Source organism: Marinospirillum minutulum DSM 6287 (assembly GCF_000422325.1).
Taxonomy (GTDB): Bacteria; Pseudomonadota; Gammaproteobacteria; order Pseudomonadales; family Halomonadaceae; genus Marinospirillum; species Marinospirillum minutulum.
The window spans coordinates 33,728-49,185 of sequence record NZ_AULO01000014.1; the positions used below are offsets into that span (position 1 = coordinate 33,728).

10 protein-coding genes are annotated in these 15,458 nt (G+C 44.6%); 4 read left to right on the forward strand and 6 right to left on the reverse strand.

The genetic code is table 11. From position 1 onward, the window contains the following. The first annotated feature begins 15 nt into the window (after positions 1 to 15). From H571_RS0108750 to H571_RS14770, 4 genes are all read left to right on the forward strand, one after another. On the forward strand, positions 16 to 1,371 hold the full coding sequence (locus tag H571_RS0108750) for a DUF1329 domain-containing protein (protein ID WP_036218009.1): 1,356 nt from the start codon (positions 16 to 18) through the stop codon (positions 1,369 to 1,371). Between the two features lie 85 nt (positions 1,372 to 1,456). Beyond that, positions 1,457 to 4,129 (forward strand): LuxR C-terminal-related transcriptional regulator, encoded by a 2,673-nt coding sequence (locus tag H571_RS16185; RefSeq protein ID WP_027848970.1) that lies wholly within the window; start codon positions 1,457 to 1,459, stop codon positions 4,127 to 4,129. Positions 4,130 to 4,174: 45 nt separating this feature from the next. Continuing rightward, positions 4,175 to 6,088 (forward strand): beta-ketoacyl synthase, encoded by a 1,914-nt coding sequence (locus tag H571_RS0108760; RefSeq protein ID WP_027848971.1) that lies wholly within the window; start codon positions 4,175 to 4,177, stop codon positions 6,086 to 6,088. A gap of 127 nt (positions 6,089 to 6,215) precedes the next feature. After that, complete coding sequence (locus tag H571_RS14770) at positions 6,216 to 6,452, forward strand: cell division protein ZapB (RefSeq protein ID WP_051168254.1); 237 nt, start codon at positions 6,216 to 6,218, stop codon at positions 6,450 to 6,452. 10 nt (positions 6,453 to 6,462) lie between these two features. Here H571_RS14770 and H571_RS0108770 read toward each other — a convergent pair whose 3' ends face one another. From H571_RS0108770 to recG, 6 genes are all read right to left on the reverse strand, one after another. After that, entirely contained in the window at positions 6,463 to 6,936 is a 474-nt protein-coding gene (locus tag H571_RS0108770; RefSeq protein WP_027848972.1) for a GNAT family N-acetyltransferase, read from the reverse strand. A gap of 2 nt (positions 6,937 to 6,938) precedes the next feature. Further along, positions 6,939 to 7,703 (reverse strand): hypothetical protein, encoded by a 765-nt coding sequence (locus H571_RS0108775; RefSeq protein WP_027848973.1) that lies wholly within the window; start codon positions 7,701 to 7,703, stop codon positions 6,939 to 6,941. Positions 7,704 to 7,740: 37 nt separating this feature from the next. Beyond that, positions 7,741 to 9,774, reverse strand: a complete 2,034-nt coding sequence (locus H571_RS0108780) for a methyl-accepting chemotaxis protein (protein WP_027848974.1) — start codon at positions 9,772 to 9,774, stop codon at positions 7,741 to 7,743. Positions 9,775 to 9,860: 86 nt separating this feature from the next. Next, positions 9,861 to 11,738 carry a TIGR00341 family protein gene (locus H571_RS0108785; protein ID WP_027848975.1) on the reverse strand — a complete coding sequence of 626 codons (1,878 nt, stop codon included), beginning with the start codon at positions 11,736 to 11,738 and terminating at the stop codon, positions 9,861 to 9,863. An 84-nt stretch (positions 11,739 to 11,822) separates the two neighbouring features. After that, complete coding sequence (locus tag H571_RS14775; protein WP_051168255.1) at positions 11,823 to 13,217, reverse strand: HDOD domain-containing protein; 1,395 nt, start codon at positions 13,215 to 13,217, stop codon at positions 11,823 to 11,825. 141 nt (positions 13,218 to 13,358) lie between these two features. Further along, positions 13,359 to 15,458, reverse strand: a complete 2,100-nt coding sequence (recG, locus tag H571_RS0108795) for an ATP-dependent DNA helicase RecG (RefSeq protein WP_027848976.1) — start codon at positions 15,456 to 15,458, stop codon at positions 13,359 to 13,361.

Consider the following 15,458-nt stretch of genomic DNA (forward strand, 5'->3'; position numbering starts at 1 on the left):
TGAAGGATAAGTCTTATGAAACACTTAAATCGTAATTTCTCTAAAAGCTTTTCTTTAAGCGGGCTGGCAACAGCCCTGGTAGCAGCTGGTTTGTTGGCAACTACTGGCTCAGCCTTTGCAGCCGATAGCTTAGGTGGTAACCAGCTTACCCCTATGGGTGCAGAGCGTGCGGGCAGTGCCGATGGTAAAATCCCTGCTTGGGACGGTGGCTTAAAAAGTGCTCCAGGCGGCTGGAAAGAAGGCTATGGCAACCCCTTTGCTAACGAAAAACCTTTGTTTGTGATTACTGCTCAAAACTACCAGCAGTATGAAAAGAATATGGCACCTGGCCAAATTGAAATGCTTAAAAAGTACCCAGATACTTTTAAAATTCCCGTTTATAAAAGCCATCGTACTGCCAACTACCCTCAGTCTGTTTATGACCTAGTTAAGAAAAATGCTAAAACAGCCAAGCTAGTGGATGGTGGTAATGGTGTAGAAAACTTTACCGAAGTAACCCCCTTCCCTCTGCCTAAAACGGGTGTAGAGCTAGTATGGAACCACTCGACTCGCTACCGTGGCAAAGGTGCCGAGCGTGAAGTAAGCCTAGTTACACCTCAAGCAGGTGGTAACTACACGGCCGTTACACTTTCAGAAGAGTTTATGTTTATTGGTGACCCAGTAGAAAACAGCCTTTTCTACTTCTTACAGTCAGTTACTGCGCCAGCGCGTTTGTCTGGCACAGTGTTACTTGTGCAGGAAACCATGAACCAAGTTAAAGAGCCACGCCGTGCTTGGATGTATAACGCCGGTCAGCGCCGTGTTCGCCGTGCACCTCAGGTTGCTTATGACGGACCAGGTACCGCAGCAGATGGTCAGCGTACTTCCGATGGCCTAGACGTATTTAATGGTTCACCCGATCGCTACGAGTGGAAGCTAGTAGGCAAAAAAGAAATGTACATTCCCTACAACGCTTACCAACTGCTTGATACTAACTTGAGTGTTGGCGATATTGTTCAAGCCGGTCATATGAACCCAAACCACACACGTTATGAGCTACACCGTGTTTGGGAAGTTGAAGGCACACTAAAAGATGGTCAGCGCCATATTTATGCCAAGCGTGTAATGTACTTCGATGAAGACACCTACCAAATTGCTCATGTAGATCATTACGATGGTCGTGACAATTTATGGCGTGTAGCGGAAGGTCATACTGTTCAGTTCCAAGATGTGCAAATTCCTTGGTACTCTGCAGAAACTGTTTATGACCTAGTGAATGGTCGCTACCTAGTGTCTGGTTTAATCAACGATACGCGTGGTTATAACTGGGACTACAACGCCAAGCGCAGTAGCTTTACGCCTGCTGCTCTAAACCGTGCTGGAGGTCGTTAACATTTAAAATCCTTGCTTCTCTTGTCGCTCTAGCCCATTTTGTTTAGCTTAATGGCTTTAGCGACAAGCAGAGGTTAAGGATTAAATGGCTAGCAGTGCAATAAATCAGGCTAAAAACAATAATTACAGCCTACTCTCTTTTCGTTACGAACCACCTAAAATGCCAGCACAAACTCTGGTACGTGACCGCCTTCTTAGCCAGCTTCAGGCCGCAGCTGCTTGCCGTTTAACGCTTCTACTAGCACCAGCGGGTACAGGCAAAACTCTGCTATTAAGCCAGTGGAAAGCCAGCGAAAGAATTGCCGTTACCTGGTTTAACCTAACGTCTACCACTGTAACACCCGCCAGCTTTATTTATGGACTAATACAGAGTTTACGCAAGCTGCCAGAGCTTCCTAATAAATTGGGCGAATCAACACTGGCAGACTTAGCGGCTAATCCTTCTGATAATTTAGAACACTTGCTGCTGCCTTTAATGGCTGAAATTAAAGCAGCACTTAAAACCCCCAGCCAGCTAGTAATAGACGCAGCAGAAAACTTAACTAACCCAGCAACGCTAAAACTAATGGATTTATTGCTGCAGGCTCTACCTAGTAAACTGAGTTTAATTCTTGCCAGTCGCACCCATTTACCCTTACAACAGTTAACGCCTTTACAGCTAGCTGATCAACTTAGGGTTATTCAAAGAAAAGATTTAGACTTTACCCAAGATGAAATTAGGCAGTTATTACAACAGCTTAATAAAACCCTGCACCTTTCATCCGTCACAAGTATTTGGCAGCTTACCCTCGGCTGGCCTGCTGCTATTAAGTTTATTTGCCAAAGCAGTAGTAGCGACCTAGCTGGTAGCCTTGCCTTGGTACGCCCTTTTTTGCAGCTTGAAGTGCTAGCTCCTTTAACAAATCAACAAAGGCAGCTCTTAGCTAGCTTAGCGTTACTTGATGCTGCCAGCGCTGAGTTATTAACTGAGTTAACGGCTAGTCAGGTTACCGAGGAATCGCTTAGACACCTAGCCGCTGTAGGGTTAATTTTGCCCACCTCGGCCGATGCCAAAAGTATTACAAACACTACCTTTTCTAGCGCTGAGCCTTGGTTTAAATTACACCCCTTGCTGCTTAGTCTTGTCTTTCAAAAATCCAGCCCTCTCTTAACGAAAGATTTAGCTTTTCATAAGCAAGCTGCTCAAGCCTTAGCTAAACGGGGTTTGTTTTTTCCTGCCGCCCAGCAAGCTTTTTTAGCCAAAGAAACTACCTTGCTAGCCAATTATATGCAAAAACTAGCCAGCCACTTATTACGCAGCCTAGATGCTAGCCAGTTTTTAATTTGGCGTAATGCCCTTGAAATAAAAACAATAGAGGCTTCAGCAGAGCTAACATTTATTAACTGTTGGGCTTTACTCTTTGCCAACCTAACCCAAGCGGCCAGCAAGTTATTAAACACCAGCCAATTTAAAAACCTGCCAGAAGCAAAATTAATTAATTGTTATTTATTAGTGAGTGAGCAGAAAACAGAACAGGCTGTACAAGAAGCGCTAACTCTTTACCCGGAACTAAGAGAGAATCAGCCTGAAGTTGCTATTCACGCTTTGCTTTTAATTACCCGCTGGCATACTTCTCGCAACCTCTTGCGTGCTGCCAGAGGGTTTAATCGTGAGGCACAAATGCTTGCTCATCAGGTTGAAAGTCCTGAGCTGCAACAAGTTTTAGCCTACGATCAAATCACGCTAGAAGTAAATAAAGGGCACTTAAATCTTGCTGAGCACCTGCTTAATGAAGCTTTACAACTGCCAAGCAACCAGCCTTTACCCAGAGGCAGGCTGTTATTGCTTCAAGGCTTTTTATGTTGGTGCCAAGGTAAGGTGCCTTTAGCAACCCAGCTTTTAGAAGAAGCCCTAGTGTTATTACAACCCAGCGGTGACCAACATTTAATTAGTGGTTATTTAATTTTATCGCTTGTCGCTCGTTCAAATCATAATTTAACTTCAGCCTTTGATTGGCTAGATGAGGCAGAAAAAGCCCTGCATTTACAGCACCCTGCCTCTGCTAGTTGGCAACCCATGATTACTGCTTTTAAAGCCAGCCTTTGGTTAGATCAGGGTAAAATCGATTTAGCCTTAACCTGGTTACAGCAACTAATTGATAAAGCACCAGAGCCAGCCTTGGTGCAACTACCCTTACAAAATCAATTATTACAGCTCTTGTATAGCCGCGCTTTAATGAGCCACCGCCACTATGAGCAAGCTTTAGTGTTAGTTAACAAGCAATTAAGCCTAACCACTAACTACCCTGTATCTGGGCTGTTTTTACTGGTACATAAAGCCCTAGCACTTAAGCATAGTCGCCAAACAAAAGAAGCCTTGGCTACCCTGCGTGAAGCCTTACACTTGGCAGAGCCAGAAAACTTTTGTATGCCTTTTTTAAGTGCAGATAACAGTTTATTAGAGCTATTACTGCCGTTAAAAGAACAGCTTGCAAAAGGTTCAAGAAGCTTAAAGTTTGTTCAGCATTTACTGGGTCAACTAGGGCAAGCTGCTACTGGTTCAAGTAAAGACCCAACGCGCCCACTAGAGGAGCTTTCAGTCAGAGAAGAACAAGTGCTAATATTGGTGGCAGAAGGTTTAGCAAATAAAGAAATCGCTCAAAGATTGTTTATTTCACTTCATACAGTTAAAACACATATTCGTCATATTCTGCGTAAACTCGATGTCAGTTCACGAACTCAAGCTTTAACTAGAGCAAGGGAATTAAGGTTGCTTTAATATAATGTTAAGCTACGCAGAATTTTTTATCCTGAGGATAGTCTTTTGTCACACCTTCCAGTCATTATCGGTATGGGCGGCGTCAGCCCAGCAGGACGCACATCGGGGCACCACGCGTTTAAACGCTTAGTTTTTAATCAGCTTTCGCAAAACCAGCAAAAGGCCAGTTTATTATCTTTAGCCAGCCTTAGCGGACTTGCCAAGCAAACAGCTGCTGATGAATGGTTAACCTCTCAGGGTGAAAGGCTTAGCGCTGCCGTTTTACTTGAACGCCACCAGCAGCAACTACTTGATGACACGTTAATACGCCGCATTCACCCTGACTGGTTTGATGTTCACGCTCAGCCCGGCAGACGTGCTTTAACGCTACAAACCCATGACCAACCCCTTAAATTTGTACTGCGTCAGCGTCAATTACCTGAACGCATTCCAGCCAACTGGCAGCTACGCGACTTAACGGCTACAGAAATAGAAGTGACCATTACTGGCCCGCAAGATTTTACTATTGCCGACCCTAGAGAAGCCCTAGTACAAGCTGCGGGTATGCTACCTACAGGCTTTAATCCGGGTGCGCATTACCGTAGCGCCAACCATCCGCGTGCTTTGCAAATGGCTGTTTTTGGTGTGTCAGATTTGCTCGGTCAAAGTGGTTTGGTGTGGCAAGACTTAGCAGCTAAGGTTCAGCCTGATCAAATTGGTGTTTTTGCTAGTAATTCCATAGGTCAGCTAGATCAAGAAGGCTGGGGTGGTTTGTTGCAAAGCCCTGTTGTTGGCAAACGCACTACCTCTAAGCAAATGCCTTTAGGCTATGCACAAATGACAGCTGACTTTATTAATGCCTATATGCTGGGCAATATTGGGCAATCCAGTGGATTATTAGGTGCTTGTGCCACCTTTCTTTACAACCTACAGGCAGCCACTAACGGTATTCGCTCTGGCCGTATAAAAATTGCTGTGGTGGGTACTTCTGATGCGCCAGTAACTCCAGAAATTATTGAGGGTTTTCGTGCTATGGGTGCTTTGGCTGATAATGCCAGCCTACGCAACCTAGATGGCGTTGAACAACTAACAGCAGATCATTACCGCCGTGCTTGCCGCCCCTTTGCTGATAACTGTGGTTTCACTATTGCTGAATCAGCACAGTTTATTTTATTAGTGTCTGATGATTTAGCCGTCACTAGCGGCGCACAGGTTTTAGGATCAGTTCCTGAGGTTTTCTCTAATGCCGATGGTTTCAAACGCTCTATTTCTGCTCCAGGCATAGGCAACTATTTAACCCTAGCCAAAGCAGCAGCTTTAGGTCGTAGTCTCTTGGGCGAAAAAGCCCTACAAGAACGCAGTTACGTTCATGCGCATGGTACTAGCACACCTAAAAACCGCACCACTGAATCTCACGTTATAAATGAAGTTGCCAAGGCGATGGGAATTAGTGCCTGGCCAGTTGCTGCCATTAAAGCTTATGTGGGTCATTCTCAAGGTACAGCGGGTGGCGATCAAATGATGAGTGCTTTAGGTACTTGGGCTGAAGGTTGGCTACCGGGCATTACTACGGTTGACCACTTTGCTAGTGATATTGAAGCTTCCAACCTAAAGCTTAACAATAAGCATGAAGAAATTGGCAAAACAGCAATGGATATGGCACTTTTAAATGCCAAGGGCTTTGGCGGTAACAATGCCAGTGCGCTAGTTCTATCACCAGAAATAACCCAAGGCATGTTAACGCACCGTCATGGTACTAAGGCTATGCAGCAACACCAAAACCAACTAGAAAAAACACTCGCTTCTAGTGAACAGCATGATGCCGACTTTACTGCAGGTCGCTTTAACCTTAACTACCAGTTTGGGGTGAATGTACTAGAGGGTGATGAGCTTAAGTTTACAGCCAATGCGCTAGAAATTCCGGGTTATGCACAAAAAGTGAACTTGAATTTGCCTAACCCCTTTAAAGGTATGTTCTAGACACCTGTAGAACAAAGAATACAGTTGCGTTATGTCAAAAAAATGACTTTAATAGCCACAAAATACGCTAAGCTACAAAAACAGTGCATTAGCTTAACTTTTTTACATATTTTAACAGGGGTGCTTTATGAGCCTGGAATTACTAAACCAATTAGAAGCGAAGGTTCAAACAACGCTTGATTCTCTTGAAATGCTACGCATGGAAATGGAAGAGCTGAAACAAGAAAACACAACCCTTAGAAATGAAAAACAAGCTTGGGAAGCTAGATTGGGTCAGCTTCTAAATAAGTTTAGTGAGCTAGAAACTTCGGTTGTATCTGAGTCTAATAATGCTGCATTAGAAGGCGAAACAGTCGAAGACTAAACTTGGGCTGCTAGTCTGGTTGCTCAATAAACCAATGCGTCAGCAGCAGTGCATCTTCACGCCCCTTGTTTGCAGAAGTGTTATCTTCAGCTAGCAGGGGGTAATAGTTTTTGCGCCGCCCCTCCCGAATAAACCCTTTACTGGTATAAAGTGCTAGCGCCGCTAGGTTAGAAACCCTAACTTCTAATAACATTCGCTCTGCATTAAGCGCCTTGCTGTGTTCCAAGCTTTTAGCTAACAAGTCCGCAGCTAAACCCTGTCGTCTAGCCTCTGGTGCAACTAGCAAATAAAGCAGTTCTGTTTCAAAAAATGTAGGGCGTAAAACCAACAAAGCAACTAGCTTGCCTTGCACTCGCTTGGCAATTACCCAGTCATCTCTTAAGCTAGATCGCCATTGTTCTTCTGGCCAGGCATAAGGATCAGACCTTTCTGCTAGCTCAACCACCTCAACTAGGTTAGATAAACTCAGTTGTTCAAAAGGCATTTTTAAAGCACCAAAGGCGAACTTGCAAAAGCAGCTCTTAACCCTGAGCTACCCGCCTGCTGCCAAAAAGCTTGTTTAGCTGCTGGGTTTTGCTGTAGCTCTGCCAAAGAAGGGGCTGGAAAAACCCTTAACTGATGAGTCGCTTTACTCATTAACCCCTGTAGACGTTCACCAAAAACTAAACAGCCAGCTAATTGCACACCTTGAAAACGAGCACCCGTTAAAAAGGCTTGTAAGCTCATATTTAGCTCACCTTCATTACCTGCTTCAACAGGAATACCAGGCAAAGGCCAGCTAAAAAACTGTTGTCCACTAATGCCTAGTCCACCTGGATAAAGCGCTACTAAGAGGTTGTGTAACAGTTTTATTTCGACTGTTTGCAAGCCTGGTTGCCCCGTTAGATTTTCCATAACCAATTGCCAGCCATTAGCTAACAACCAAATATCAGCGTGAAGTGGTTGAACCCTTGCTTGGGTTGGCTGCACTAGCAAATTAGCTTGAGCAATAGGGTCTGTTTTTGCTAAAGGTGGTTGCTCGGCCTGAGGCACAGGCTGAATAGCTGGTTGAGCAGAAGTTTCTTGCTCTGGTGGAAGTGTTATAGCCTGCTGTTGTAGCAGGCGCTCACGCGCAGTTAACCCTTTTGCTGGTGCAGGCCAAGCACAAGCCTGACTTGTTGCAGCACCGGGCAGATGAACACGGGGTACCCATAAGCGGGTACCCATCACCTGCAAGGTGGCATAACGTTGTTGTGCGCTAAGTTGTTGCATTAAATCGCTGCTGTTTGCTCATGGTTATCTCTAAAAGTTAGTACTTAAAGCGGCCTATTAGGCTATTTAATTCTTTAGCCAAGGCTTCAATTGCCTGACTACCATCGGATGTTTCATTAGCACCCTGAGCAGCTTCATCAGCCAGCTCACCTAAGCGGTTGGTATTGCGAGCCAACTCTTCTGTGGTGGCTGACTGCTGTTCAGTTGTTGAAGCTATTTGTAAATTCATATCTTCAATTTGGCGCATCTGAGTGGCAATAGTTTCTAGCGCTGTTAAGCCCTCTTTTGCACTTTCTACGCTTTGTTCAGAAAGCTGCTTACTTACACCCATAGCAGCTACAGCTTCTCGTGTCATGGCTTGCAGACGTACTATAGTTGAACTAATTTCTTCCGTTGAGGTTTGTGTGCGTGTAGCTAGGCTACGTACTTCATCTGCAACCACCGCAAAACCACGCCCATGTTCACCTGCTCGTGCTGCTTCAATGGCAGCGTTTAGTGCCAATAAGTTAGTTTGTTCTGCTATTGCCTGAATGGTAGTAATAACTTCTTCAATTTCACTACTCGCACCTTCTAGCTCGGCTAGTTTTTGTGCGGTTTTATCTACCTCGCCCGCTTGACCACTAATGGTTCTAGCTACGCCTTCAATAACCTTTTTGCCTTCATCTACTTCATGCCGCCCAGCTTGGGTTGCAGCTGAAGCCTGCTGAGCACTGCCTGCAACCTCTTGTACTGTTGCGGTTAATTCATCCATGGCAACTGCTACCTGATCAATTTCGCTACGTTGCTGGCTTGCACCTTGCGAAGCTCTACCACTGGTTTGTTCTAACTGGGCTGAAGTACTGGCAAGGGTTTGGCTATGATCGGCTAACTGGGCAATCACTCTACGCACCTGCTCAGCAAAGGTATTAAATGCTTTGCTTAGCTGAGCAACTTCATCCTTGCCTATAACTTTCAAACGGCGGGTTAAATCACCTTCACCACTAGCAACGTCTTCCATAGCTGCTACCGCATTTTCTAGGGGACGAGCAATACTGCGTGATAACCAGAACATTGCACCCAATAAAATAACTAAGCCCGTAACGCCTATTGCAATAACTTGGCGAATAATTGTATCAACGTCTTTAAGCACTTCGCTCATTGGCATAGCCATAGCAAAAGACCAATAGCTTCCTGTTTTACCTAGTGGAATAGGCACAAATACGATTAGGGCCTCTTCTTTAAATAGAGCGTTATACATTTGGGTCGTATAGGGTTTAGCAGCCTTTACGGCCTCTGTTGCAGCTTGCAACTCTTCACCCATAAAGTCCTGCTCAGTTTGCAGCATGTTTTTACCAAGGCGGCTAGGGTCTGGGTGAGCAATAATCGCGCCCTGCTGACCAAACAAGGCTGATACTCCACCGTAGTGTTTTGTTCCACTAACAAACTTTTGTAGGTTGTCTGCTTTAAAGTCAAAGCCCATCACCCCTAAAAACTCCCCATCAATTATTAGGGGTACGGCGGCAGAACCCATCAGCACTTTATCCCCATTTATTTCATAGATGTAAGGATCAATAATTGCTGAATTACGAGTGTGTTTGGCTACCTGATAATAGTCGGCATCTACTGCGTCATAACCAACAATAACTTCGTTAAGTAGCTGGCCTTTATGACGAACCCAGTAGGAAGCAAAGCGCCCTGTGGCATCGTGCCCTTCTGTGTTTTGGTAAAAAGCATCGAGATTATCGAGAGCATTTGGCTCCCAAATAGTCCAAACACCTAGCATATTAGGGTAATTTTCTAGGTGCTTTTTTAAGAAGCTATTAATAATTTCACGGCGTTGCATAGCTGGAAACTGCCCAACTGTTTTTACAGCTGAAGCTAAATCTTCTATACCACCTAAGCGGGTTAATAAATTCTCTACCACTCGCTCACCTTCTGCTAAGGCAAGCTCCTCTGCTGCAATAACAGCTTTTTCTGTAAACGCTTTATCAACCGTCACATGAATAAACTGTATAATTCCAACAAATATCACTAGGGTTAGTGGAAAGAGAGTAAAAATTAACTTTCGAGTCATAGTTAATTTCGCTAGCATTCGGAAATTCCTTCTTTGTTAAAGCTGCTATTGTCTACAAGTTATTATCTATACTTCTAAGCTTACATGCATTTTAACTTAATAAGCTAACGAACCAAGACTAAAGTAGCCTCTAGGCGTATCGTCTGCTCCAGCTCAAGTTCAATGGCTTGTTTTATTAAGTCTAGCTCCACTAGGTTAAGTGGATCAGCCGTTAGCAGCCTTGCTGATACCAACAAGGTTTCGCCTGGCTTCACCCGTACATCCTGCAATTCTGCATTTGCAAAAACCTGCCCTTCTAAACGACTGGTTATACCATGCTCATTTACCATGCGTATAAAGCTGCTCGCCAAAGGAATACTAACCAGCACAACCACTAGGAGTGAAATAATTAGTCCTCTGCGAGCTAGCTTAAAGGGGCTAAAACCTAACACCATAAAGGTTAAGGCAGCGGCTAAAACAATGCCTGCCAAGTTGGTTAAAAAAAGTAAAAAAGCGCCCCAAAATACTGCCCAGTCGAACCAACCTATACCAATACCTGCAACGGCTAAAGGGGGAACTAGGGCAACCGCTATAGCAACACCTGCAAGGCTTTTTGCTACTTCTGCACGTGAGTGAGCATAGGCACCAGCAATACCTGAAATAATGGCAACACCTAAATCTAAAAGCGTTGGGCTAAGTCTTGCAGCTATTTGTTCGTTAATAGACCAAAGCGGTATCAGCCAAGTCATAAGGGTGGCACAAAATAGCGCTAATCCAACACCCAGCACCAATGACCGTCCGCTTTCTATTATTAGCTGCTCGTCTTGACGTAAAGCGCCCATAGAGAAGGAGATAATGGGTGACATAAGTGGAGCTAAAATCATCGCACCGATAATTACGGGAGCGGAATTAGCAAATAAACCAATAAGTGCCAAGAGTGTTGCTAGCACCATTAAGGTTAGGTAAACCTCAGATGTTTTAGCGTTTTCTTTTAAAACCAAAAACAAGTCTTTAAATTCATCGGTGCCCGCGTGGTGTATCCAAGGCAAAGGATAAGCAACCAGCTCTTTGCGTGCTTCTCCTATAGGCAAACCTTTAACCCTAAAAGATTCTTTACGGTTATTTTGTTGTGTTAAGTCTTTTTTGCCTAAGAGATGACTAAATAAGGTTAAGGCACCTGGTTCAACACGCAGCTGTATGGTGTCACTTTTGTATTTTTGACCGTCCACTATATAAGTTACTGGCTGGCCAGCTTCTATTTTTACGGCACTGCTTTTTATAACGCCTAGGTATTTAGGTAGGCGATTAACACCTAAAAAACCAAAAAAAACTGAAGCAATCAAAAAGCTAAACGCTTGCATTAAACTCCGTGGCGATAAAATTAACAAATTAAGCTGACAGTCATCCGCTTGCACTTCATCAACCACTCGCCGGGCAAAGGCACTGGCATCACCTCTGTCAACGGCAACCATACCTAAGGCAGCCGTTTCTAACGTCTTTTCTTTTTCTGTTGTTAGGGTAAAAGACCTTAAACGCACTTTATTTAAACTACCAACCAGTAGCTTAAATCGGCGCCAGCGGGATGCTAGGCTTTCAGTTTTAGAGGAAGCACGCAAACCAAAAGGGTCACCAATACTAACAGCGTTAAATACTAGCTTATCGTTACAGTAAAGTTGATCTACGGCTAGAGGCTCAGCAGTAAAGTTTAATTCTGCTAGAGCCTTTTCTAAGCTAGCGCGTACTTTAAACCCTTTGGCTAGTTCAATCATTTCAGGGTGAGGCAGCAAGCCCAACACCCATTTTTTAGCAATAATTTGTGGAATAACTTGGTAAAGTACTGCATCAGGCAAGTAGGTAACTAAACGTGTTCCTTCTGGCCAGCTCGGTAGTTCATCTGCTGACCAGGGGTGTAAGCTAGGTTGTTGTTTTGCCAAGGCAGGTAGGATCTTTTCCTGCACCTTTACTTCACTTGCTGAGTCGTAAAGCAGTATTAATTGCGGCATGGTCGTTAGTCTTGTCCTAACACAGCGTTATTTCTACAGTTTCTTATCCTAAGCTCACTAACTTGCAAGTGTTAGGTGCTAAAATTAGCGCTTGGTGGTATCTAACAATCTAACTAGATCGTCCATCTGCTCGCTAGGTAGCTCATCTAGTTCTTGCCTTACGGCCAAGGCATCTTCTGGCGACAATTGCAGGCGATCGTAAACGGCTGCAGGAATGCGCGTTAACCCTTGTTCCCAATTGGTTTGCAAATACTGTTCTGCTAGGTAGAGCAGGTTGGCATATTTAAAATGCTCGCCTGTGTAGTGGGGATTGTGCTGTTGCCTTATCGCAACGCACATTTCATTAGGTAGGCCCCAAGTGGTAAACAAATAGCTGGCTATTTGCTCTCGGGTAATACCAAACAAAAACCTTTCTAAATACATAGAAGGTACATGGGGGTTGGCTTCTTGATTACGGCAATAAAGGGAAAAGTAGGGCGGAAAGACTTCGGCTAACACTAGGTAGCCAAAATTGTGTAGCAGCCCTGCTAAGTAGGCTAAACCTGTATAGGGTCGAGCTAAGGGTGGCATTTTTCTAACGAGCTTTTCTACTAATAAAGCACGTAGTAGTGCATCTCGCCAAAAGTGTTTATGGCCATGCACGCCATCTTTAGGTAGACGTATTTGCTTAGATAAAGCCAAGCCAAGCGCTAGATTCATAGTTAAATCAAAACCTAACACCCGAATAACGGCATCTTGTATAGAGCGAATACTACCGGGTGCTCCATAGTAGGGTGAATTAGCCCAGCTAATAACCTGTGAAGCTAGACTAGGGTCCATTTCGATAACATTAGCCAGCTCTGTACCACTCACATCTTCTTTAGACTTTAAACCGAGCAAGTGACGTGAACTTAAAGGCAGAGGTGCTATTTCAATCGACTCGCTTAGACGTGCTCTTACTCTTTGTTGCGTAATGGCTTCAACTGCTGAGCGAATCTCATTTTCATCCTGTTGTGGATAATCTAAGTTAGGTCTGGTTTCTGTTAGGGGAAGGGTAAATTTGTCTTGCTCTGCTTCAGCCGCTTCAATGAGTGATTGGTATTCTTCTTTTGTAAAACGTAAGAGTTTTTCTGGATTACCGGATTCAATAAAAACCCAGTCGCCTTTTACATGCCGCAGATCAACACACAAGGGCATGGATAAAATACCAGGTAAAGCAGGTAGGGACTGTAGCTTTAAATCCGCTAATAAAGAGCGCCGATAATCTGGCGAACGAGCACGCCAGTCAGTACCACCTGAGTTGAGCTTTTGTAAATCAAGCAAACAGTGTGCTGGATAAACTGCTTGCAAATTGAACCCATCTACCGCTTGTAGAAGGGTGCTCCTTAACAGTTGGTTAGGGGTGGCAAGGCTGCGAGGCACTAGTCGTTGTAATAAATCTTCGCTGTTTAAATCAGCAAGCTTGTAATTTGGTTTAATTTGCATGGCATCTTGACTCATTAACGACTCCTTGAACCCATAAACATAACAAGAAGTTGCAAACCACCTTGTCTGCTACATTAAAAAACACTAATAAAATCGAAAAAAATTAACTGGATACAGAGTAAAGGCTAAGTGTTAAAAAGTCGACTAACTAAGGCCTTATACCTGAGCAAAGCGCACCTTGTCACCACGCCAGCGCATCAGTAGTTGTTGCGCTTTTTCTGGTGAATTTTGAAGCACTTGTTCGGCTATAGGTCGTAAGCCAACAAGTAAATCTGTATCACGTTTAAGGTCTGCTATACGTAATTCAATTTCACCCGTTTGGCGTGTGCCTAAAAGCTCACCTGGTCCTCGAATTTCTAAATCTTTTTGTGCCACAATAAAGCCATCATTGGTTTCACGCATTACTTGCAAACGCTCTCGCCCATGTGCAGAAAGTGGCGGGTGATAAACTAAAACACAAAAGCTAGCGGTGGAACCTCGCCCTACCCTGCCTCGTAACTGATGTAGCTGTGCTAAACCTAAACGCTCGGCATTATCTATTATCATTAAGCTGGCTCTGGGTACATCCACACCTACCTCTATAACGGTGGTAGCAACTAACAGCTGGTATTCACCTTGTTTAAAGGCATCCATGACCGCTGCTTTTTCTGCTGCTTTTAAGCGACCATGAACTAGGGCAATTTTTATTTCAGGTAGGGCTTCACGCAATTCTTCAGCGGTTACTTCTGCTGCTTGGCATTCTAGGGCTTCAGATTCCTCAATAAGCGTACAAACCCAATAGGCTTGTCGCCCTTCTAAACATGCGTGACGCACCCTTTCAATTACTTCATTACGGCGTGTATCGGGTAATACTAGGGTGGTTACTGGCTGACGTCCGGGGGGTAGCTCATCAATAATTGAAATATCTAAATCAGCATAAGCACTCATCGCTAGGGTGCGGGGAATGGGTGTTGCAGTCATCACTAACTGATGGGGTAAAAACTGCCCTTGCACCCCCTTGTCTCGCAAGGCTAAACGCTGATGCACCCCAAAACGGTGCTGTTCATCGACCACTACCAAGGCTAATCGCTGGAAAACCACTTCTTCTTGAAAAAGTGCGTGGGTTCCAATTAACAAATGGGTTTCACCTGATGCAAGATCTGCCAGAACAGCTTCGCGCACCTTGCCTTTCATGCGACCTGTTAGCCAGCCAACCTTTAAACCTAAAGGTTCTAACCAATGGCTAAGGTTTTGAAAATGCTGGTCTGCTAAGAGTTCTGTTGGTGCCATTAAAGCTGCCTGATAACCTGCGGTAATTGCACGCAAGCAAGCCATAGCGGCTACCAGCGTTTTGCCTGAGCCAACATCGCCTTGCACTAAACGCAGCATAGGGTGGGGCTGTTCTAGGTCTTGAAAAATTTCTGCGGTTACTCTTTCTTGCGCCTTGGTGGGTTTAAATGGCAGGCTAGCTAAAAACTTTTCTTCTAAAGAAATATCATCAGCTGCTTGGTAAGGCAAAAGCGGACAAGCCGCTTGCGAACGGCTTTGTTGACGCAGAAGCAACATGCCTAGCTGCTGAGCTAGCAACTCTTCTAAGGCCAAGCGTCTTTGTGCTGGGTGTAACCCGCTTTCTAGCAAGGCTAAATCAGCATCGGCGGGCGGCTGGTGTAAATAAAAGAGTGCATCGGCTAGGTGTGGAAAAGCTTGTTCTTGCTGAATTGCTTGCGGTAAAAGTTCTTGTGGAGGGTGGCTAGCCAAATAACCTAAGGCTTGCTCTACCAGTTGCCTTAAACGCTGCTGCTGAAATCCTTCGGTAATGGGATAAACCGGCGTTAGGCGTTGTTCTAATTCAGGTGCAGCTAGGTTTTGATTTAAGACTTTAAATTCGGGATGGTAAATTTCTAAACCCGTTGCACCGGGGCGAGCTTCACCATAACAACGTAGCTGGTTTCCTACTTCTAGCTGCTTTTTCATTGCTGCAGAAAAGTGAAAAAACCTTAAACCTAGTAAACCCGTAGCATCACGAATACGCACCAGCAAACTTCGTCGTCGCCCTAGATGAACTTGGCTAGAAATCACTTCACCTTCTACTACTGCGGTGCTGCCAACTCTAAGACTACCAAGGGAGCTAACTTTAGTACGGTCTTCATAGCGTAAGGGCAGGTGAAAAAGCAGCCCCTGCATATCATGAATACCTAGCCGCTGAAGTTTTTCTTCTAAGGCTTTACCTACGCCTTTTAGCTCTGTTAAAGCTAGGTTATGCAGTAGGGCTGACAT

Coding starts and splice junctions, on each gene's coding strand:
- H571_RS0108750 (WP_036218009.1), top strand. CDS start 16: ATGAAACACTTAAATCGTAATTTCTCTAAAAGCTTTTCTTTAAGCGGG.
- H571_RS16185 (WP_027848970.1), top strand. CDS start 1,457: ATGGCTAGCAGTGCAATAAATCAGGCTAAAAACAATAATTACAGCCTA.
- H571_RS14770 (WP_051168254.1), top strand. CDS start 6,216: ATGAGCCTGGAATTACTAAACCAATTAGAAGCGAAGGTTCAAACAACG.
- H571_RS0108770 (WP_027848972.1), bottom strand. CDS start 6,936: ATGCCTTTTGAACAACTGAGTTTATCTAACCTAGTTGAGGTGGTTGAG.
- H571_RS0108775 (WP_027848973.1), bottom strand. CDS start 7,703: ATGCAACAACTTAGCGCACAACAACGTTATGCCACCTTGCAGGTGATG.
- H571_RS0108780 (WP_027848974.1), bottom strand. CDS start 9,774: ATGCTAGCGAAATTAACTATGACTCGAAAGTTAATTTTTACTCTCTTT.
- H571_RS0108785 (WP_027848975.1), bottom strand. CDS start 11,738: ATGCCGCAATTAATACTGCTTTACGACTCAGCAAGTGAAGTAAAGGTG.
- H571_RS14775 (WP_051168255.1), bottom strand. CDS start 13,217: ATGAGTCAAGATGCCATGCAAATTAAACCAAATTACAAGCTTGCTGAT.
- recG (WP_027848976.1), bottom strand. CDS start 15,458: ATGTCAGCCCTACTGCATAACCTAGCTTTAACAGAGCTAAAAGGCGTA.